This window comes from Streptomyces sp. NPDC002386 (assembly GCF_053593175.1).
The window spans coordinates 111057-130454 of the sequence record NZ_JBSFBX010000011.1 but is presented as its reverse complement, the minus strand read 5'-3'; the positions used below and the strand labels follow the sequence as shown (position 1 = coordinate 130454).

General features: G+C 73.2%; 15 protein-coding genes. 9 read left to right on the top strand and 6 right to left on the bottom strand.

The window, feature by feature from the left end; genetic code table 11:
- The first annotated feature begins 23 nt into the window (after window positions 1-23).
- Window positions 24-1583, top strand: a complete 1560-nt coding sequence (locus tag ACWCPN_RS22660; RefSeq protein ID WP_451208977.1) for a phytoene desaturase family protein — start codon at window positions 24-26, stop codon at window positions 1581-1583.
- Between the two features lie 59 nt (window positions 1584-1642).
- Window positions 1643-3148 carry an acyl-CoA synthetase gene (locus ACWCPN_RS22655; RefSeq protein WP_451208973.1) on the top strand — a complete coding sequence of 502 codons (1506 nt, stop codon included), beginning with the start codon at window positions 1643-1645 and terminating at the stop codon, window positions 3146-3148.
- A 13-nt stretch (window positions 3149-3161) separates the two neighbouring features.
- Here the strand turns inward: ACWCPN_RS22655 and paaK are convergent, their stop codons facing one another.
- Window positions 3162-4457, bottom strand: coding sequence for a phenylacetate--CoA ligase PaaK (gene paaK / locus ACWCPN_RS22650; RefSeq protein WP_451208970.1), 1296 nt, complete (start codon window positions 4455-4457; stop codon window positions 3162-3164).
- Between the two features lie 195 nt (window positions 4458-4652).
- Here paaK and ACWCPN_RS22645 point away from each other — a divergent pair, with 195 nt between their 5' ends.
- The 4 genes from ACWCPN_RS22645 (at window position 4653) to ACWCPN_RS22630 (ending at window position 7514) form a co-directional block, all read left to right on the top strand.
- Complete coding sequence (locus tag ACWCPN_RS22645; protein ID WP_451208967.1) at window positions 4653-5507, top strand: alpha/beta fold hydrolase; 855 nt, start codon at window positions 4653-4655, stop codon at window positions 5505-5507.
- A 92-nt stretch (window positions 5508-5599) separates the two neighbouring features.
- Window positions 5600-5842, top strand: coding sequence for a DUF397 domain-containing protein (locus ACWCPN_RS22640; protein ID WP_199209437.1), 243 nt, complete (start codon window positions 5600-5602; stop codon window positions 5840-5842).
- Window positions 5843-5991: 149 nt separating this feature from the next.
- A complete protein-coding gene (locus ACWCPN_RS22635; protein WP_451208963.1) occupies window positions 5992-6894 on the top strand; it encodes a universal stress protein in 903 nt (300 codons plus the stop codon).
- Window positions 6895-7016: 122 nt separating this feature from the next.
- On the top strand, window positions 7017-7514 hold the full coding sequence (locus ACWCPN_RS22630) for a hypothetical protein (RefSeq protein ID WP_451208960.1): 498 nt from the start codon (window positions 7017-7019) through the stop codon (window positions 7512-7514).
- Between the two features lie 9 nt (window positions 7515-7523).
- Here the strand turns inward: ACWCPN_RS22630 and ACWCPN_RS22625 are convergent, their stop codons facing one another.
- Both ACWCPN_RS22625 and ACWCPN_RS22620 read right to left on the bottom strand, forming a co-directional pair.
- Window positions 7524-9497 (bottom strand): N-acetylmuramoyl-L-alanine amidase, encoded by a 1974-nt coding sequence (locus tag ACWCPN_RS22625; RefSeq protein ID WP_451208957.1) that lies wholly within the window; start codon window positions 9495-9497, stop codon window positions 7524-7526.
- A 300-nt stretch (window positions 9498-9797) separates the two neighbouring features.
- The gene (locus ACWCPN_RS22620) at window positions 9798-10943 is read right to left on the bottom strand and encodes an aminoglycoside phosphotransferase family protein (protein WP_392293594.1); all 1146 of its coding nucleotides are present in this window, start codon (window positions 10941-10943) and stop codon (window positions 9798-9800) included.
- Between the two features lie 266 nt (window positions 10944-11209).
- On the opposite strand from ACWCPN_RS22620, the gene ACWCPN_RS22615 reads away from it, so the two are divergent.
- A complete protein-coding gene (locus tag ACWCPN_RS22615) occupies window positions 11210-12703 on the top strand; it encodes a DNA-binding protein NsdB (protein ID WP_451208954.1) in 1494 nt (497 codons plus the stop codon).
- Window positions 12704-12732: 29 nt separating this feature from the next.
- Here the strand turns inward: ACWCPN_RS22615 and ACWCPN_RS22610 are convergent, their stop codons facing one another.
- Window positions 12733-14160, bottom strand: coding sequence for a PP2C family protein-serine/threonine phosphatase (locus ACWCPN_RS22610; protein ID WP_451208951.1), 1428 nt, complete (start codon window positions 14158-14160; stop codon window positions 12733-12735).
- Between the two features lie 351 nt (window positions 14161-14511).
- On the opposite strand from ACWCPN_RS22610, the gene ACWCPN_RS22605 reads away from it, so the two are divergent.
- Window positions 14512-14925 (top strand): SsgA family sporulation/cell division regulator, encoded by a 414-nt coding sequence (locus tag ACWCPN_RS22605; protein WP_451208948.1) that lies wholly within the window; start codon window positions 14512-14514, stop codon window positions 14923-14925.
- Window positions 14926-14933: 8 nt separating this feature from the next.
- Here ACWCPN_RS22605 and ACWCPN_RS22600 read toward each other — a convergent pair whose 3' ends face one another.
- Window positions 14934-15959, bottom strand: coding sequence for a Gfo/Idh/MocA family protein (locus tag ACWCPN_RS22600; protein ID WP_451208945.1), 1026 nt, complete (start codon window positions 15957-15959; stop codon window positions 14934-14936).
- A gap of 70 nt (window positions 15960-16029) precedes the next feature.
- Window positions 16030-17124 carry a baeRF3 domain-containing protein gene (locus tag ACWCPN_RS22595; protein ID WP_451208942.1) on the bottom strand — a complete coding sequence of 365 codons (1095 nt, stop codon included), beginning with the start codon at window positions 17122-17124 and terminating at the stop codon, window positions 16030-16032.
- Between the two features lie 464 nt (window positions 17125-17588).
- Between ACWCPN_RS22595 and ACWCPN_RS22590 the strand changes: the two genes are divergently transcribed.
- Entirely contained in the window at window positions 17589-19310 is a 1722-nt protein-coding gene (locus tag ACWCPN_RS22590; protein ID WP_451208939.1) for a fatty acyl-AMP ligase, read from the top strand.
- Window positions 19311-19398: the final 88 nt, after the last annotated feature.

Genomic DNA, 19398 nt, shown 5'->3' with positions numbered 1-19398 from the left:
ATCATCACGTGTTACGAAGGACCATGCCTGCCAACGAGGGAACCCGGACCTACGACGCCGTCATCGTCGGCGGTGGTCACAACGGACTGGTCGCCGCCGCCTACCTGGCGCGCGCCGGGCGGTCCGTGCTGGTGCTGGAGCGGCTCGACCACACCGGCGGAGCCGCCGTGTCGACACGTCCCTTCGCCGGGGTGGAGGCCCGGCTGTCGCGGTACTCGTACCTGGTCAGCCTGCTTCCGCAGAAGATCGTGCGCGACCTCGGGCTGCGGTTCCAGGTGCGTGGACGCACCATCTCCTCGTACACCCCCACCGAACGCGGCGGACGGGCCACCGGACTGCTCGTCGGCGGCGGGGAACAGCGCACCCGGGAGGCGTTCGCCCGGCTGACCGGCGGCGAGCGGGAGTACGCGGCCTGGGAGCGCTTCTACGGCATGACGGCCCGGGTCGCCGAGCGGGTGTTCCCCACCCTCACCGAACCGCTGCCCGGCCGGGACGAGCTGCGCCGCCGGATCGACGACGACACCGCCTGGCGGGCGCTGTTCGAGGAGCCGATCGGGGTCGCCGTCGAGGAGAACTTCACCGACGACCTGGTGCGCGGTGTGGTCCTCACCGACGCGCTCATCGGCACCTTCGCCGACGCCCACGACCCCTCCCTCGCCCAGAACCGCTGCTTCCTCTACCACGTCATCGGCGGCGGCACCGGCGCCTGGGACGTACCCGTGGGCGGCATGGGCGCCCTCACCGACGCGCTGGCGGCCGCGGCGCGCTCGGCCGGCGCGGTGATCGCGACCGGGCACGAGGCGGTCCGTGTCGACAGCGACGGGAAGACCGCCGAGGTCACCTACCGCACGGCCGACGGCGAGGGGGTCGCCGCCGCCCGGCACGTCCTGGTCAACGCGTCGCCGCAGGAGCTGGCCACCCTCATGGGCGACCCCGCGCCGGAGCCGGCCGAGGGCGCCCAGCTCAAGGTGAACATGCTGCTCACCCGGCTGCCCAGGCTCCGCGACGACTCGGTCGACCCCCGGGAGGCCTTCGCCGGCACCTTCCACATCGCCGAGGGCTACCGGCAACTGGCCACCGCCCACGCCCAGGCGGCCGCCGGGGAACTCCCCGCCGCGCCGCCCTCGGAGATCTACTGCCACTCGCTGACCGACCCCAGCATCCTCGGCCCCGGCCTCGCCGGACGCGGCTACCAGACCCTCACCCTCTTCGGACTGCACACCCCCGCCCGGCTGTTCGACCGGGACAACGACGCCGTCCGGGAGGAACTGCTGAAGTCCACCCTGGCGCAGCTCGACACCCATCTCGCCGAACCCCTCGCCGACTGCCTCGCCACCGACGCCGACGGCCGCCCCTGCATCGAGGCGAAGACCCCGCTCGACCTCGAACGGGACCTGCGCCTGCCCGGCGGCAACATCTTCCACCGCGCCCTGTCCTGGCCGTACGCCCAGGAGGGAACCGGGCGCTGGGGCGTGGAGACCGCCCACCCGGGCGTGCTGCTGTGCGGCGCGGGCGCGGTGCGCGGGGGAGGGGTGAGCGGGGTGCCGGGGCACAACGCGGCGATGGCGGTGCTGGAGTCGTAGCGCACGGGCGGCCACGGGGTTCTTGACCCGCCCGCCCGGCGGGCCGAGGATCGGCTGTCATGACGCAGGGACACGGCAGCACGGTCGACGGGGTGCTGCGGCGCAGCGCCCGGCGCACCCCGGCACGCATCGCACTGGAGTACGGCGAACGCGGCTGGACCTACGGGGAACTGGACGACGCCGTCACGCGCGCGGCGGGGCTACTGCGCGCGGAGGGCCTCGCGCCGGGAGACCGGGTCGCCGCCTACGGGCACAACTCCGACGCCTATCTGATCGCCTTCCTGGCCTGCGCCCGCGCCGGCCTGGTCCACGTGCCGGTCAACCAGAACCTGACCGGCGACGACCTGGCGTACATCGTCGGCCAGTCGGGCAGCGCCCTGGTGCTCGCCGACCCGGACCTCGCCGGCCGCCTCCCGGACGGTGTGCGCGCGCTGCCGCTGCGGGACACCGACGGCTCCCTGCTCGCCCGGCTGGCCGATGCCCCGCCGTACGACGGACCCGAGCCGCGCGCCGAGGACCTGGTGCAACTGCTGTACACCTCCGGCACCACCGCCGCGCCCAAGGGCGCCATGATGACGCACCGCGCGCTGGTCCACGAGTACCTGAGCGCGATCACCGCCCTCGACCTGAGCGCCGGCGACCGGCCCGCCCACGCGCTGCCGCTCTACCACTCGGCGCAGATGCACGTGTTCCTGCTGCCGTACCTCGCGGTCGGCGCGACCAGCGTGCTGCTGGACGCCCCGGACGGCGACCGGCTCTTCGACCTGATCGAACAGGGCCGGGTGGACAGCCTGTTCGCGCCGCCCACCGTGTGGATCGGCCTGGCCAACCGGCCCGACTTCGCCACCCGCGACCTCGACGGACTGCGCAAGGCCTACTACGGCGCCTCGATCATGCCCGTCCCGGTGCTCCAGCGGCTGCGCGCACGCCTGCCGGGGCTCGCCGTCTACAACTGCTTCGGGCAGAGCGAGATCGGCCCGCTCGCCACCGTGCTGGCCCCCGACGAGCACGACGGACGGCCGGACTCCTGCGGCCGGCCGGTGCTGTTCGTGGACGCGCGCGTGGTCGACGAGCGGGGCGAGGACGTGCCCGACGGCACACCCGGTGAGATCGTCTACCGCTCACCGCAGTTGTGCGAGGGCTACTGGGACCGGCCCGAGGAGACCGCCGAGGCGTTCCGGGACGGCTGGTTCCGCTCCGGCGACCTCGCGGTGCGCGACGCGGACGGCTACTACACGATCGTCGACCGGGTGAAGGACGTGATCAACTCCGGTGGTGTGCTGGTCGCCTCCCGCCAGGTGGAGGACGCGCTCTACACCCACGAGGCCGTCGCCGAGGCCGCCGTCATCGGGCTGCCCGACGAACGGTGGATCGAGGCCGTCACCGCGGTCGTCGTCCGGCGCGCAGACGTGACGGAGGAGCGGCTCGTCACGCACGTACGGGACAGGCTCGCCCCCTTCAAGGCGCCCAAGCGAGTGCTGTTCGTGGACGAGCTGCCCCGCAACGCCAGCGGCAAGATCCTCAAGCGCGAACTGCGCGACCGGTTCGCAGGAGACACCCCCTAGGGGGCGTAGGTCCCTAGCGCGGGCGCAGGTCCACGATCCGGCGGATCTTGCCCACCGACCGCTCCAGGGACTCCGGCTCCACGATCTCCACGCCCACGGACACACCGACCCCGTCCTTCACGGCCGCGACGATGGACCGGGCCGCCGCCTCCCGCGCCTCGGGCGTGGCGCCGGGCCGGGCCTCCGCGCGCACCGTGAGCGCGTCGAGGCGGCCCTCACGGGTGAGGCGCAACTGGAAGTGGGGTGCCACACCGGGGGTGCGCAGCACGATCTCCTCGATCTGCGTGGGGAACAGGTTCACCCCGCGCAGGATCACCAGGTCGTCGCTGCGCCCGGTGACCTTCTCCATCCGCCGGAACGCCCGGGCGGTTCCGGGCAGCAGCCGGGTCAGGTCCCGGGTCCGGTACCGGACGACCGGCATGGCCTCCTTGGTGAGCGAGGTGAACACCAGCTCGCCCCGCTCGCCCTCCGGCAGCACCTCGCCCGTGACCGGGTCGACGACCTCCGGATAGAAGTGGTCCTCCCACACATGGAGGCCGTCCTTGGTCTCGACGCACTCCTGAGCGACCCCCGGGCCCATCACCTCGGACAGCCCGTAGATGTCGACCGCGTCGATCGCGAACCGCTCCTCGATCTCGCGCCGCATCCGCTCGGTCCAGGGCTCGGCGCCGAAGACACCCACCCGCAGCGAGGTGCCGCGCGGGTCCACGCCCTGCCGCTCGAACTCGTCCAGCAGCGTCAGCATGTAGGACGGGGTGACCATGATGACGCCGGGTTCCAGGTCCCGGATGAGCTGGACCTGGCGGGCCGTCATACCGCCGGACGCCGGGATCACCGTGCAGCCCAGGCGCTCGGCGCCGTAGTGGGCGCCGAGGCCGCCGGTGAACAGCCCGTAGCCGTAGGCGACGTGCACGGTGTCACCGGGGCGCGCGCCCGCCGCCCGGAGCGAGCGCGCGACCATGTCGGACCACACCGAGAGGTCGTTGTCCGTGTAGCCGACCACCGTGGGCACTCCCGTGGTGCCGCTGGAGGCGTGCAGACGGCGGACGCGTTCGCGGGGCACGGCGAACATGCCGAAGGGGTACTGCTCGCGCAGGTCGGCCTTGGTGGTGAAGGGGAAGTGCGCCAGGTCGGCGAGCGAACGGCAGTCCTCCGGGCGGACGCCGGCCTTGTCGAAGGACTCCCGGTAGAACGGCACGTGCTCGTAGGCGTGCCGCAGCGAGGCGCGCAGCCGCTCGAGCTGGAGCGCTCGCAGCTCCTCGGTACCGAGCCTCTCGCCCGCGTCGAGCAGGTCCGTCGCATCCGCCATCGGGACTTCTCCCTCACCAGCCGCACATTACGGACGACCGATCATTCGGTCGATTCGTTCGAGGCCAGTAATTCAGGCCATCCGGCCGGCAGGCAAGAGGGGAGCCCGAAAAATTCCGCGCGAGGCGCGAGCAGGAGGATCCTGCTCCGCGCAAACGCGTTGCGGCCGGGCGGGACGAGCCTGAATGATCACCGCATGCCGACCTTCACCGCCGCCGACGGGACCACGCTCGCCTACCACCTCAGGGGCGAGGGCGCGCCCCTCGCCGTCCTGCCCGGCGGGCCCATGCGCGCCTCCGGCTACCTCGGCGACCTGGGCGGCCTCACCGCACACCGCCGGCTGGCCCTGCTCGACCTGCGCGGCACCGGCGACTCCGCGGCACCGGCCGACCCGGCGACCTACCGCTGCGACCGCATGGTCGACGACGTGGAGCGGTGGCGGGTCCACCTGGGCCTGGAGCGGATGGACCTGCTCGCCCACTCCGCGGCCGGCAGCCTCGCGCTGCTGTACGCGGCCCGCCACCCCCACCGGGTCCGGCGGCTGTTGCTGGTCACCCCCAACCCCTCGGCCCTCGGCATGCGGGCCACGCCCGCCGACCGGCTCGCCGCCGCCCGGCTGCGGGCGGACGAGCCGTGGTTCGGCCGGGCCTTCCCCGCCTACGAGGCATGGCTCGCGGGTGACGCCGGCTTCGACGAGGTGTTCCTGCCGTTCTTCTACGGCCGCTGGGACGACACCGCCCGGGCGCACGCGGAGCACGAGGAGGCACAGACCAACGACGACGCGGCCGAGCGCTACTTCGCCGAGGGCGCCTTCACCCCGGAGGCCACCCGGGCCGCGCTCGCCGCCCTCACCGCCCCGGTCCTGGTCCACGCGGGGGAGTACGACGGCGGGCCCAGCCCCGCCCTGGCCCGCCGCGTCGCCGCGGCCCTCCCCGGCGCCGAGGTGAGCGTCCAGCCCGCAGCCGGTCACTACCCCTGGCTGGACGGCCCGGCGCACTTCGTCCGCAGCGTCCTCGGCTTCCTCGGGGAGGACGGCGTCCCGTCCCGGTGAGGCGCCCGGAAAGTCCTCCTCACGTGGCCTGTCCGCGGTGGGGACCGGTCGCTAGGCTGACTCGCGGACGACGAACCGGGAGGAGCACGGACGTGGCCGAGACCATCACCCAGCAGCAGCCGCTCGTGGGCTGGGACAAGCCGGAGCTGGACCTCAGCGGGGCCGAGTGGCAGTCCAGCAGCCGAGGACTGGGCGATGTGCAGATCGCCTTCGTCGAGGGATTCATCGCGATGCGCAACAGCGGCCGCCCGGAGAGCCCGTCCCTGATCTTCACCCCCGCGGAATGGGGCGCCTTCGTCTCCGGCGCACGCGAGGGCGAGTTCGACCTCACCTGAGCCCGTCGCCCACCGCCCGCCGCACGCCGATCCGGGGGTGTTCCCGGCGGAATCGAGGACACGCGACCCACAGCGCCCCGCCGGGGCGGCAGCCTGCGCGAGGCTTGGCCCCAGCACGGGGAAGGTCGTGTTCCGGAGGTGGGCAAGGAATGAGCACTGCGCCGGTCATCGCCGCGGTCGACGGCTCCGACGACAGCCGGCGGGTCCTGGAGTGGGCCGTGGACGCCGCCCGGCGCCGCGCCGCACCGCTGCGGGTCGTGCACGTCCGGCAGTACGCGGCCTGGGGACAGGCCGACGTCCTGGTCGCCGGGCCGCCCGACGCGGAGGGCGACCCGGTGCTCGACGACGTGCGCGCCCTGCTGCGGGACGTCGCGGACGCCCCGGCCGCCGAGTACGTCGCCGTGGAGGGCGTGCCCGGCGCGGTTCTTCCCGAACTCGGCGTCGACGCCGAGCTGTTGGTGCTGGGCTCCCGCGGCCGCGGCGGCTTCGCCGGACTGCTGCTCGGCTCCAACTCCCTGGCCGCCGCCCGCGACGCCGACTGCCCGGTGGTCGTCGTGCCTCGCCCCGGCCGCGAGATCCCCGAGGGCGCACCCGCCGGACCCGGCTCCCGGGTGGTCGTCGGCCTGCACGCCGACAGCCCCGACGCGGCCGGCCTGGAGTTCGCCTTCACCGAGGCCGCCCCGCGCCGCGCCCGCGTCCAGGTGATCGCCGCCTACCCGTGGCCGGCGCAGACCTGGTCGGCGCCCGGCCAGACGGTGCCGCCCCCGGTCGGCCAGGACGCCGTCGAGCACGAGACCCGCTCCCTCGTCGAGGGCTTCCTCGCCCCGCACCGCGAGCGGCACCCCGGCGTCGCCGCCGAGGTGCGGGTCCTGCCCGGTGACGCCGCCGGCCATCTCGTCACCGCGTCCGGGGACGCCGACCTGGTCGTGGTCGGCCGCCACCGGCGCCGGCTGCTCGCGCCCGCGCGCATGATGGGCTCCGTCACCCAGGCCGTCCTGCTGCACGCGGCGTGCCCGATCGCGGTCGTCCCGCCGGCACCACCGAAGGAGTGACACCCCGCTCCCGGGCAACCGCCCGGCCGACACGGAAGGTCCAGGCCGGGCGGGGGAATCCGGGCGCTGTCGGGCGGGCGCCCGCACGGCGGCGAACGCGCGCCTGCACGTACCATTGCGGCATGTCGTTCCTCCGCCGCCGCAGCGCCACTCCCGCCGGACCCGAATTCGACGTGCTGGCCATGGACCCGGGCGACTGGCCGGGCAACCTCGGCGCGGGCCTGCTGCCCGCCCCCGACGGCTCCTGCCAGGGCGTCTTCCTGCGCTACGACCTCTTCGGCGGCCGCGGTCCCGCCATGATCATCGGCAATCTCCCCGAGGGCTCCCCGGCCCGCGAGGTGGCCGAGGACGAGATCCCCTTCGAGGTGGCCCAGCTGCTCCTGGCGCTGGAGAACGACGAGGAGATCACGGTCGTCGGCACCGAGGACACCCCGGTCCTCCAGGGCGACAACCTGCTGATCGTGCGGCGCCTGAAGCTCTCCGAGAGCAGGATCTCCTGCGTCCAGTTCGACCGCAGCGACGGCGTCCTGGTGACCATCGCCGCCTGGGACCGCCCCATCACCGACGACCTGTACGCCCTGCTGAAGCCGCTCCCGGCGGAGCTTTTCCAGCAGGGCTGACGACAGGCCCTAGCGGGCCGCTCCCGCGACGGTGACGTCCGCGGCGCGCACGAACGCCACCCGGTGCCCGTACTGGATCTCGTAGTACAGGTCCTTGCCGGTCACGACCCGGTGCGAGTCGGGGGTGAAGGTGACCGCGTAGTAGTACTCGCCGGGCACCAGGTCACCGACCGCGTACTGCTGACCGGCCGGGATCGTGTACTTCAGCGGCACCACCGACTGCGCGGGCACCCCCGCCGGGTAGGCCTCCTTCTCCGGGTACGCCCGGCCGTAGACCGGGATGCTCGCCGCGCCGTCCTTCGGGGTGACGACGAGACCCGCGGCGCGCACCGCGGTCGGCTGCTTGCGCGGGTTGTGGAACCAGGCCTTCTGCCCGAGGTACCAGATCGCCGTCCAGTCGCCCCAGCGGTCGGCCACGGCGAACCGCTGTCCGGTCGAGACCCGGGACGACAGGTCGTTGACCCCGTCGGTCGGTGCCGTGCCGAGCCCGACGTCCGTGATCAGCGGCGCGCTCTCGTCGTGGTCGGAGTACAGCCGCACCTCGCTGGAACCGTGCGCCGCGCAGGGCTCGCCCTTGGTGGCGCAGCCCGTGTAGACCGGCTGGTTGGCCGCGTAGTCCGGCAGGATCGTCAGCAGCGAGGAGTGCTTGCCGCCGGTGCGCTTGAACGGGTGGCCGAGCAGCTGGAAGTAGTGCCGCCAGTCCCAGAACGGGCCCGGGTCGGTGTGCATGCCGGGCACCGTGGCGGCCGTCGGGCCGGGCACGTTGTCGTGGCCCAGGATGTGCTGCCGGTCCAGCGGGATGCCGTAGCTGCGGGACAGGTACTTCACCAGGCGCGCCGACGACCGGTACATCGCCTCCGTGTACCAGGCGTCCGGCGAGGTCAGGAAGCCCTCGTGCTCGATGCCGACGGACCGCGCGTTGATGTCCCAGTTGCCCGCGTGCCAGGCCACGTCCTTGGCCTTCACGTGCTGGGCGATCAGACCGTCGGTGGAGCGGATGGTGTAGTTCCAGGACACGTAGGTGGGGTCCTGGATCAGCTTCATGACCCCGTCCCAGGAGCCCTCGGTGTCATGGATGACGATGTACTTGATCCGCTGCGACTGCGGACGGTCGCCCAGGTCGTGGTTGCCGTAGTCGTTGTCGCCGAACTCCTCGTACGGCGCCGGGACCGACTCGCAGGACACCGACCTGGGGCACTCGACGTCGTCCGCCGGGGCGGCGGTGCGCAGCCCGGTCCGCTTCAACTGCGCCGTGTCCGGACTCAGTCCGGGCTGCGCCGCGAGTGCCATCCGCAGACCCTGGTCCGTGACGCGTTCCTCGCCCGTGCGCAGCACGTCGTACACGTCGTTCGCGTACGCCGCCGCGGTCGCCGAGTCGTCGGCGCCGGAGAAGCGGGCCACCGCGCCGTACCAGCCGGCCGGATCGGCGTCGAGCGGCTCGCCCATCTCCTTCTGCGCGGCGGCGAGCAGGGCGGCACCGCCGGCGATGTTCGCCGCCGGGTCGGTGCGCAGCTCGGCCGCCGGCAGGCCGGTCAGCTCGGCGGCCCGGGGCAGCGTCCTGAGCCGGGCCGGCAGCTCGGAGTCCGCGGGCACCCGGGCGTCGGGGTGCGTGGCCGGGCGCGCGCTGTCGCCGCGGGCGTCCTCGGTGCCCCCGGCGAAGTGCTCCGCCGTGGCCAGCGCGGTGCGCGCGTCGGTGAGGTGCATCGGGCCGTAGCCACCGGTCACGCTGGGCGCCCCGGCGTGCGTGTCCCAACGGGACTGGAGGTAGGAGACGGCCAGCAGGACACTCTGCGGCACGTGGTACTCGGCGGCCGCGCCGGCGAACGCGCTCCGCAGCTCGCCCGCCGAGGACTCGGGAGAGCTCTGGGCCGGGCCCGCGCCGAGCAACGGCAGCATCAGGGCCGCGGAGGCCAGGGCGACGGCGGTGCGCCGCAGATGTCTCTGACCGGGTGTGGACGTGGGGTCGGTGGCGGATCCTCGCAATGCGGACTCCTGTGACAGGCGGGTCGTGGCGGGGCGTGCGGGGCCGAGCTTGGTCAGTGGTACCGGCTTGCCGACGATCCGTCAATGATGCCTTCGGCGGGATGATTTCCCATGTCACGGAGGTGTTCGGCGAGTTTCGCCGCGGTGGTGCGCGGGCCTGCGGGGCGTCAGTGGCGTACACCAGTGGGAGTACCCGGCGGGGCCGGGACCGCGGCCGCGAGAAGGTGCCGGGAAGGTCCGCACACACGAAGGTCCGCGGTGCGCCGCCGCATCGGGCGCACCGCGGACCCTCGTCCCGTTTCAGCGAGTGCCGACCGCCGCGCGCACGGCCCGGCGGGCCAGCTGGCAGTCGTCGTGCAGCCGCCTGAGCAGCAGCCGCTGTTCCTCGCCGGTCGACGCGGCACCCGGGAGGGCCGCGCCCGGCGCCACCGGGGGCGCCTCGTGCATCGAACGCTGCACGGCCGTCTCGTAGGTGCGGATCTCACGGGTCAGCAGGAGCATCAGGTTCACCAGGAACGCGTCCCGGGAGGCGGGTCCCGCCGACTGGGCGATCTGGCTGATCTGACGCCGTGCCACCGGGGCGTCGCCGAGCACCAGCCACAGCGTCGCCAGGTCGTACCCCGGCAGGTACCAGCCCGCGTGCTCCCAGTCCACCAGCACTGGACCGGCCGGTGAGAGAAGGATGTTCGAGAGTAACGCGTCGCCGTGGCAGAACTGGCCCATCCCCTGGCGGCCCGCCGCGTGCGCGATGCCGTGCAGCAGCTTCTGCAGATCGCCCAGGTCCCGGTCGGTCAGCAGACCCAGCTCGTGGTACCGGGAGATGCGTGCCGCGTAGTCCAGCGGGGCGTCGAACGTCCCCGCCGGGGGCCGCCAGGCGTTCAGCCGGCAGACCGCGCCGAGCGCGGCCCGGATGTCCGGCCGGGGCGGGGCCTCCACCGGATGCCTCTGGAGCGCGGCCACCCGGCCCGGCATGCGCTCGATCACCAGCGTGCAGTTGTCCGGGTCCGCCGCGATCAGCCTCGGCACCCGCACGGGCGGGCGGTGCCGGACGAACGAGCGGTATGCGGCTATTTCGTGGCGGAACCGCTCCGCCCAGGCCGGTGACTGGTCCAGCAGACACTTGGCCACGGCCGTGCTGCGTCCCGTCGTCCCGACCAGGAGGACCGAGCGTCCGCTCCGCCGCAGCACCTGCACCGGGGCGAACTCCGGGCAGATCCGGTGCACCGAGGCGAGCGCGGTGCGCAGCTGCGCGCCCTGCGGACCGGAGAGGTCGAGTCTGCCGCTGAGCGGCTGGGAGCCGGGCTGCCCCGGAACGCGCCGCGGCCTGCCCGCGCCCAGCAGGGGGGCCGCCGGCCGCGCCGCCGGGTCGAGGAAGGGTCCGCCGCCCGCCGGGCGGGGACGCAGCGGCCGGGGCGGAGCGGACACGGAGGATGATGCTGCGTACATGGGAGATACAGATCCCTTCGTGTGCCTGCGGTGCCTGCCTGTACATCCACGCTGTGCGTGCGCCCACCCGGCCCGGCCGCCCGGGCACACCCTGGGGAGTGGGCCCGCTCTGGATGGTGACGACCGGGGCGGGGTGGCGCGTTCCTACTCGACACCCGATGCCCAGTGGCACACCATCTGGCGCACCCTGGCGAACCCTGGCGAATAGTCGCCCGGCAACTTGCACGGGGCTACTGTCAAGTCAGCCGAGAACCTGGGGGCTTGACGTGAGCGGACAACCCAACACCCGCCTTGCGGACCTGTTCGGCCTGGCCGGCTGGTCCAAGGGCGAACTCGCGAGGCTGGTCAACAAGCAGGCGGCGGCCATGGGCCACCCCCAGCTCTCGACCGACACCTCCCGGGTGCGGCGGTGGATCGACACGGGAGAGATCCCGCGCGATCCCGTGCCGCGGGTGCTGGCGGCCCTGTTCACCGAGCGTCTCGGCCGTGTCGTGACCATCGAGGACCTCGGTCTGGTACGGCACGGGCGTGCGGGAAGACGGCAGGGCGACGGGATCGAGGAACGTCCCGACGGTGTGCCGTGGGCGCCCGAGCGAACCGCCGCGGTCCTCACCGAATTCACGGGAATGGACCTCATGCTCAACCGACGCGGCTTGGTGGGCGCGGGTGCCGCGCTCGCCGCGGGATCCACACTCAGCAGCGCCATGCACGACTGGCTGCACACCGACCCTGCCCTGAAGGCCGACGCCCCTGTCGTCGACGATCCCCTGCACGCCGACCCCGCTGGGTTCGACCGCTACGAGGCCGCCCCCATCGGGTCGCAGGAGATCGAGGAACTGGAGCGCTCCGTAGAGGTGTTCCGGGCCTGGGACGCGGCGCGTGGCGGCGGCCTCCAGCGCAAGGCGGTCGTGGGCCAGCTCAACGAGGTGGGCGGCATGCTCGCCTACCACCACCCACCCCATCTGCAGCGGCGCCTGTGGGGCGTCGCCGCCAACCTCGCCGTCCTGGCGGGCTGGATGTCGCACGACGTGGGCCTGGAGCCCACGGCCCAGAAGTACTTCGTCATCGCCGCGCACGCCGCCCGCGAGGGCGGTGACCGGCCCCGCGCCGGGGAGGCGCTGTCCCGGGCGGCCCGCCAGATGGTGCACCTCGGCCGGCCCGACGACGCGCTGGACCTGATGAAACTCGCCCAGTCCGGGTCGGGGGAGCGGCTCCAGCCGCGTACGAAGGCGATGTTCCACACCATCGAGGCCTGGGCGCAGGCGTCGATGGGCAAGGGCCAGGCGATGCGCCGCACGCTCGGCCAGGCGGAGGACCTGTTCGTCTCCGACCGGCAGGACGTGGAACAGCCGGGCTGGATGCAGACCTTCAAGGACGAGGACCTCTACGGCATGCAGGCCCTCGCCTACCGCACGCTCGCCGAGTTCGACCCGGACGCGGCCGCGCACGCGCAGTACTACGCGCAGAAGGCCCTCGCCCTGCGGGTGGACGGCAGGGAGCGGTCGAAGATCTTCGACCATCTCTCCATGGCCTCGGCCTGCTTTATCGCCGACGACCCCGAACAGGCCGACCGCTACGCACGGCTGGCCCTGATGTCGATGGGCTCGAACTCCTCCCGGCGCACCTGGGACAGGCTGCGCGAGATGTACCGGCTCACCGCCGAGTACGCCGGCTACCCGAAGATCCACGAGCTGCGCGAGGAGATCGAGGTCGCCCTGCCGAAGCCGCGGGGCAGGAGCGACGGCAGCGCACGGGCTTAGGGGGCGGTGCGTCGCGTCAGGTCAGCCGGTCAGCCGGTCACCCTGGCCACGAGGACGCAGGCGTCGTCCTCGCGCTCGGCTCCGCCGAACTCCTCCACGACCGTGCGCACACAGTCCTGAGCGGTGCGCGCCGTGCCGAAGCGGGGAGCGAGGTCGAGCAGACGGTCCATGGCGCTCGTGGAGCTGTGGCCCGGTGCGAGTCCGTCGGTGTGCAGCAGTACGAGGTCGCCGGGTTCCAGGGTGACTTCGGCCTGCCCGTAGGCGGCGCCCGTGGTGGCGCCGAGCAGGACGCCGTCCGGCGCGTTCAGCGGACGCCCCGTCCCGTCGCGGTACAGCAGCGGGGCGGGGTGTCCGGCCTGCGCCCACACCAGGGTGCGGTCCTCGGGCCGGTAGTGGCAGCAGACGGCGCTGCCGAGAGCGGGCTGCACGGTGGCGTCCAGTAACTGGTTCAGCATGGCGAGCAGTTCGCCGGGGCGGGTACCGGCCATCGCCATGCCGCGCACGGCGCCGAGCAGCATCGCCATGCCGGAGGTGACCGCGACGCCGTGCCCGGTGAGGTCGCCGACGCTGAGCAGGGTGGCGCCGTCGGCCAGCTCCAGCGCGTCGTACCAGTCGCCGCCGACCAGCGTGCCGGGGGCGGGCAGATGGTGGGCGGCCAGGTCGAGGGTGCGTGGCCCCTGGTGCGGGAGCCGCAAGGAGCCGCGCCAGGGTGGCAGCACGGCCTCCTGCAGCTCGGCCGCGAGGCGGTGCTCGGTCTGGGCCGACCTGCGCTGGTGCTGCAGCGAGTCGTGACGGTCGCGCACCGTCCGCCTGTGCCGGCGCAGCTCGCTGACGTCCCGCAGCACGGCCCACATCGAGGTGGTGCCGCCGTCGGGGCCGAGCACGGGCTCGCCCATCATGTGCACGGTCCGCACCGAGCCGTCCGGCCGTACGACGCGGAACTCGCCGTCGATGGGGCGTGCGTCGACCAGGCAGTCGGTCACGAGTGCGGTCAGTTTCGGCCGGTCCTCGTCCAGGACCACGGAGGGCAGCTCGTCCAGGGTGAGCGCGGGCGCGGCCGGGTCGCGGCCCAGGATCTCGTAGAGCTCCCCGGACCAGCTGGCCTCGTCCGTCAGGAAGTTCCACTCGGCGCTGCCGACCCGGCTGAGCAGTGAGCCGGGCGTGGCGCCGTCCGGTGCCGGCCGGACGGCCGGTGCCTCGGCCGGCTCGGCCTCGGCGGGCACCGGACCGTCCCGCAGCTGCGCCAAGTGTGCGTCGAGGTCGTCCAGTTGATGCAGCGCGAGGTCGTACAGGGCCCGCTGCCAGCGCTCCTCCGGGTCCGATCCGTCGTTCCGCGTGTCCCGCCGTACGGCGACCATGTCGCCTTTGAGCCGCCGCGTCTGCGTTATCAACGCCTCGACCGAGCCGCGCCCTGGCGGCTGGGCGGCTGAGCGGTCCGCGGAGACTGGGGACGGCATGACGCACTCCGATGGGGAGGGGACGGTACGGCCAAGAAGGACGGAGGGACCGTTATGACTGTTGCACAGCCCGCGACGCCCTGTAAGGGATTTGGCAACACACGATACGGTGGTGCTTCCGGCATATGCCAGAGTCTTCCCGGAGTGTTCCGAGCGTACGTGGGGCGTACGCGAGCTGAGGATCAAGTCGTAGGAGAACTAAGGGACTTGTGCCATGGCGAAGGCTTTCGGGTCGCGCCCATCCAAGTGTTCGAAGCTCTGGTGTTCCATCGCGTCGCGCACTGTTCGACGCGCATCAATTCTGTCCGGAATTGACGTCCTGTGAAACGCCTTCGCGGACTCCTTAATTGCATGGACCTCATTGTCGAACAGCCCGCCCACGCCCGCCTCATCACCGCCGAGGACCTGGAGCTCCCGGTGTCGGCGACCCTGCGCTACACGGCGGACGACCCACTGGCCGTCTTCGTGGACTTCCCGCCCGAGGCCACCCTGGTGGGCGACAAGGTCACCTGGACCTTCGCCCGCTCCCTGCTGGACCAGGGACTGCGGGCTCCGGCGGGCCACGGCGACGTGCGGATATGGCCCCACGGCCGCACCCGGACGGTCGTGGAGTTCCACTCGCCGAGCGGCCTCGCCCTGCTGCAGTTCCCGACCTCGGCGCTGCGCCGCTTCCTGGTGAACAGCCACGCCCTGGTGCCACCCGGGCAGGAGGACCTGGCGGCGGTCGTGGAGCGGGGGCTGAGCAGCCTGTTCGACGGGGTCTGAGCCCGGCGTCAGTGGCCGGCGCCGGCGTACAGGGCCGGGCGCGACGCGAGTTCGACGGTCGTCCGGCCGCCGCTCTCCAGCGCCCGGACCCCCGCCTCGGCGACGACGGAGGCCGCGTAGCCGTCCCAGACGTCCGGGCCGGTGACCTCGCCGCGCCGGGTGGCGTCCACCCACGCCTGCACCTCACGGTCGTAGGCGCCGGCGAACCGGACCAGGTAGTCCTGCGCCACCTCCTCGCCCGCGCCGCCCCCGGTGGTGACGACCATGGAACGCTCGTCGCCGATCCGGGCGCTGCCCGCCTCGCACACGGCCTCGCAGCGCACCTGGTAGCCGAAGCCGCAGTTGACGAAGACCTCCACGTCGACCAGCGCGCCGCGCTCGGTCTCGAAGAGCACGAACTGCGGATCGGCCAGGCCCTCGGGCGCGCCCGCCGAAGGCGCCGGACGCAGCACGGTCACCGCCGTCAGCTCCTGGCCGAGCAGCCAGCGGGCCGCGTCGATCTCGTGCGACACCGAGCTGTTGATCAGCATGGCGCTGGTGAAGTGACCGGGGGAGGAGACGTTGCGGTGGGTGCAGTGCAGCATCAGCGGACGGCCCAGGGTGCCCGCGTCGAGGAGCGACTTCAGCCGGCGGTACTCGGCGTCGTAACGGCGCATGAAGCCGATCTGTGCCAGCCGGCGGCCGAGCCCGGCCTCGGCCTCGACCACCCGCAGCGCGCCCGCCGGGTCCGGCACCATGGGCTTCTCGCACAGCACCGGCAGACCCCGCCGGAAGGCCGCCAGCAGCGCCTCCTCGTGCGCCGGCCCGGGGGAGGCGATCAGCACGGCCCCGACAGCGGGCGCGTCCAGCGCGGCGACCGGGTCCGTGTGCACGGTGACGCCGTCGACGCCGGCGACCGCCTCCTTGGCGCGCTCGGGCTCGGGGTCGGCCACGGCGGCCACCCTGGCGCCGCTGACGACCCGGTCCAGGCGCCGTATGTGGTCGGCTCCCATGTGTCCGGCGCCCAGTACAACCACACCCAGCAGGTCACCCATGCGCGCGCTCCCTCTCGCCGACGATCACGCCGTAGGCTACGCCGCCGGGCAAGCGCTGTCCGTGGGTGTGTCAGTACCGCAGCACCCCCGCGATCCCGCCCGCGTCGCCGAGGGTGCCGTCGGGCACGAACCGCACGTCGGCGCCGGTCTCCAGGCACTGCTCGACGATCTCGTCGACGATGTCGTCCCGGGCGTCCATGTCACCGGGCTCGGCCGGGACCAGGTGGCCGCCGTCGTCGCGGACCGTCGCACGGTAGTTCTCCTCGACGGCGAGGAGCCGCACCCGGCCCTCCCGGGCGTTCTGCCACAGCTCGTCCACCCCGGCCGCGAAGTTGCGCCGGCCCCGCGCCGAGACCAGTTCCCCGACGATCAGGTCGGCGCCCTTCCAGTCCTCCTCCCGCAGCACGGGCCGCAACGCCTGCCACACCGCCTCGGGCCCGGCGTGCGCGAGACCGCCGTGCCGTACGTGGACGGCGCCCGCGGCGATCTGGCCGACCTCGTCCAGCAGCGACAGCGCCGCGTCCTCGCCGGTGATGTACAGCCGGCGGGGCTGGTCCCGCAGGACCGTGGTCATCGCGGCGTCCGCCTCCCGCAGGAACCGGCGGGTGCCCTCGTCGGTGAAGGTGCTCGGGAGGTCGCCGCGGCGCATCTCGCGCTCGGCGTCGAAGTTCTCCTGTCTGCGGATCAGCGGGAAGCCGCCGGTGCGGTCCTCGGTCACCCGGTCCTCGCCGCCGCTCCACAGCGTGACGCGGTCGGCGGAGACCGACAGGACCCAGAAGGGGCGCTCGGCGACCTGCGCGGAGACGAGGTTGCGGGTGAGGAAGGTGTCCGAGAGCACCACGCGCTCGGGGACGGTGCGGGACAGGGACCAGACCTGGTGCTCTCCCGGGGCGGCGAAGATCACCAGGCCGTCCTCGGCGTGCGCCAGGTCCACTTCCGCCAGCGCGCGGTCGAGCTGGGTCACGACCTCGGCGCGCCGCTCCCGGGTGACCGAGGGGTCGGATTCCAGTCGCTTCTTGGCCTCGGCGACCACGTTGCGCAGCCGGACGGGATCCTGCCCGTTCTCGGGTTCGCGGCGGTGCGTCGGCGTCAGCACGGACACCGCCGGGTAGGGACGCGGGCGCCGCAGTTCGGCGAGGGTTGCGGGACTCAGTGCGTGCTCCATGACAGAACGATAGGGCGGTTTCACATATCCGGCACTTGGGCCGAAAGGGTGACCAGGGGTCGCGCTGGGTAGTCGATCGGATGCTCAACGCGAGAGACCCGCGCGGAGTGCCGGGAGCCGGTCGCGAGTCCCTGCGCGCCGCCGTCGGCGCGGTGGGAGAGACGTCCGGCGGCGTCCGTTCACGCCGTCGTCATCGACGCGGTTCGGACCGGTGTGCTTGGATACGAAGCGTTAACGCACGGTCAGTAATTCCGACCAAACAGACTTGCTATGGTGCTACTTGTCGGTAGCAACCGCTGCGGGGGGACCGCGAGGAGCCGTCGGACCACGGCACACTCGCGCGGAGGGTCGAGCTCGACGACCCGGCAACGAGGCCGGATCGCGGCGGGCTTTCGGGTGTGCGCGTGACGCCGCACCGAACTCCTCACTCCTCGCCTTCTCTTCAGACAGGTGAGACTCGTCCCATGGCACGATCCCTGGTCGAATTACTGACCACGCACGCCTCGAACCACCCCGAGCGCACCGCGTACCGTCACCTCGTCACCGGTGACTGCGACGGAGAGATCCAGGAACTCACCTACCACCGGCTGGCGGTGCGCTCCCGTGCCGTCGCCGCCTGGCTCCAGGACCGCGGGCTGGCCGGCTCGCGGGCCGTGCTGCTGTACCCGCCCGGTCTCGAGTTCATCTGCGCGTACCTGGGCTGCCTCGCCGCCGGCGTGATCGCCGTGCCGGGCGTGCCCCCGCAGGGCCGTGCGCAGAACCACCGCGCGCTGACCCGGATGAAGCGCCTGATGGCCGACGCGGACGCCAAGGCGGTGCTGGGCGACCGCGGCGTCCTCGCCGCGCTCGACGGCATGGCGGAGCAGCTGCCCGAACTCGACCGGATCGCCCGCGTCGCCACCGAGGACATCCCCGACGACGCGGCGGCCGGCTGGCGCGAACCCGAACTCACCCCGGACTCGGTGGCGTTCCTCCAGTACACGTCCGGTTCCACCTCCGCACCCCGCGGCGTCGCCGTCACCCACGGCAACCTGCTGGACAACGAGGCCGTCATCACCGAGCGCATGGGGCACACGCCCGAGGCGATGGCCGCCCACGACCACGAGATGTTCGTCAGCTGGCTTCCCGTGTACCACGACATGGGCCTCATCGGCCCGGTCCTCAACACGGTCTACCTCGGCGCCACCGCCACCCTGTTCTCGCCGCTGCACTTCCTGCAGCGGCCGGCCCGCTGGCTCGCCGCCGTCAGCCGCTACCGCCCGCACACCAGCGGCGGCCCCAACTTCGCCTACGAACTGGCCCTGAGGCACGCGGACCCGGAGCTCCTCGACAGCCTCGACCTCGGCTCGTGGAAGGTCGCCTTCAACGGCGCCGAACCGGTGCGCGCGGCCACCCTGCGCCGGTTCGCCGACACCTTCGGCGCGGCCGGCTTCCGCCGCGAGGCCCTGTACCCCTGCTACGGCCTGGCCGAGGCCACCCTGATGGTCACCGGCGGCACCGTGGGCGTCCCGCCGACCCTGCTCGCCGCGGCCGACGGGACGCCGAACGCGGGCGAGGCCGACGCGGCCGCCGTCGCCTGCGGCCGGCCCGGCCCCGGAGTCACCGTGGCGGTCGTCCACCCGGAGAGCGGGGAGGAGCTGCCCGAGGGCGAGGTCGGCGAGATCTGGGTCGGCGGCGCCAGTGTCGCCAAGGGCTACTGGCGCAACGCGCTGGCCACCCGCCAGACCTTCCGCGCCGAACTCGCCGGTCACGAAGGCCGGTTCCTGCGCACCGGCGACCTCGGCCTCCTGCGCGACGGCGAGCTGTTCGTCACCGGCCGGCTGAAGGACCTCATCGTCATCGACGGCCGCAACCACTACCCCCAGGATCTGGAGCTGACCGCCGAACTGACCCATCCGGCGCTGCGCCCCGGCTGCACCGCCGCGTTCTCCGTGGACGCCGGTGCGGACGGCGAACGGCCCGTGATCGTCGCCGAGATCGCACCGGACAGCGCCGGCGAGTCGGAGAAGATCACCGACGTGATCCGGGCCGCCGTCGGCGAGGCCCACGGCCTGTCGCTGCGCGACGTCGTGCTGGTCCGGCCCGGCACCATCCCCAAGACGTCCAGCGGGAAGATCCAGCGCCGTGCCACCCGGGGCGCCTACCTCGAGGGCACGCTCGCCGTGGTGACCGAGCCCGCCGTCTGACACCGCCCGCCGCCGGCGCGCCCGAACCGGCGCCGGCGGCCCGGCACGCCCCCGGCCGCCACCGCGCGGCCCCGGTCAGTGGCGCACA

What these genes read in the sequence shown, in the direction of transcription:
- ACWCPN_RS22655 (WP_451208973.1), top strand. Translation starts at nt 1,643, where the DNA reads ATGACGCAGGGACACGGCAGCACGGTCGACGGGGTGCTGCGGCGCAGC.
- ACWCPN_RS22660 (WP_451208977.1), top strand. Translation starts at nt 24, where the DNA reads ATGCCTGCCAACGAGGGAACCCGGACCTACGACGCCGTCATCGTCGGC.
- ACWCPN_RS22590 (WP_451208939.1), top strand. Translation starts at nt 17,589, where the DNA reads ATGGCACGATCCCTGGTCGAATTACTGACCACGCACGCCTCGAACCAC.
- paaK (WP_451208970.1), bottom strand. Translation starts at nt 4,457, where the DNA reads ATGGCGGATGCGACGGACCTGCTCGACGCGGGCGAGAGGCTCGGTACC.
- ACWCPN_RS22620 (WP_392293594.1), bottom strand. Translation starts at nt 10,943, where the DNA reads ATGTACGCAGCATCATCCTCCGTGTCCGCTCCGCCCCGGCCGCTGCGT.
- ACWCPN_RS22605 (WP_451208948.1), top strand. Translation starts at nt 14,512, where the DNA reads ATGGACCTCATTGTCGAACAGCCCGCCCACGCCCGCCTCATCACCGCC.
- ACWCPN_RS22595 (WP_451208942.1), bottom strand. Translation starts at nt 17,124, where the DNA reads ATGGAGCACGCACTGAGTCCCGCAACCCTCGCCGAACTGCGGCGCCCG.
- ACWCPN_RS22635 (WP_451208963.1), top strand. Translation starts at nt 5,992, where the DNA reads ATGAGCACTGCGCCGGTCATCGCCGCGGTCGACGGCTCCGACGACAGC.
- ACWCPN_RS22600 (WP_451208945.1), bottom strand. Translation starts at nt 15,959, where the DNA reads ATGGGTGACCTGCTGGGTGTGGTTGTACTGGGCGCCGGACACATGGGA.
- ACWCPN_RS22645 (WP_451208967.1), top strand. Translation starts at nt 4,653, where the DNA reads ATGCCGACCTTCACCGCCGCCGACGGGACCACGCTCGCCTACCACCTC.
- ACWCPN_RS22630 (WP_451208960.1), top strand. Translation starts at nt 7,017, where the DNA reads ATGTCGTTCCTCCGCCGCCGCAGCGCCACTCCCGCCGGACCCGAATTC.
- ACWCPN_RS22610 (WP_451208951.1), bottom strand. Translation starts at nt 14,160, where the DNA reads ATGCCGTCCCCAGTCTCCGCGGACCGCTCAGCCGCCCAGCCGCCAGGG.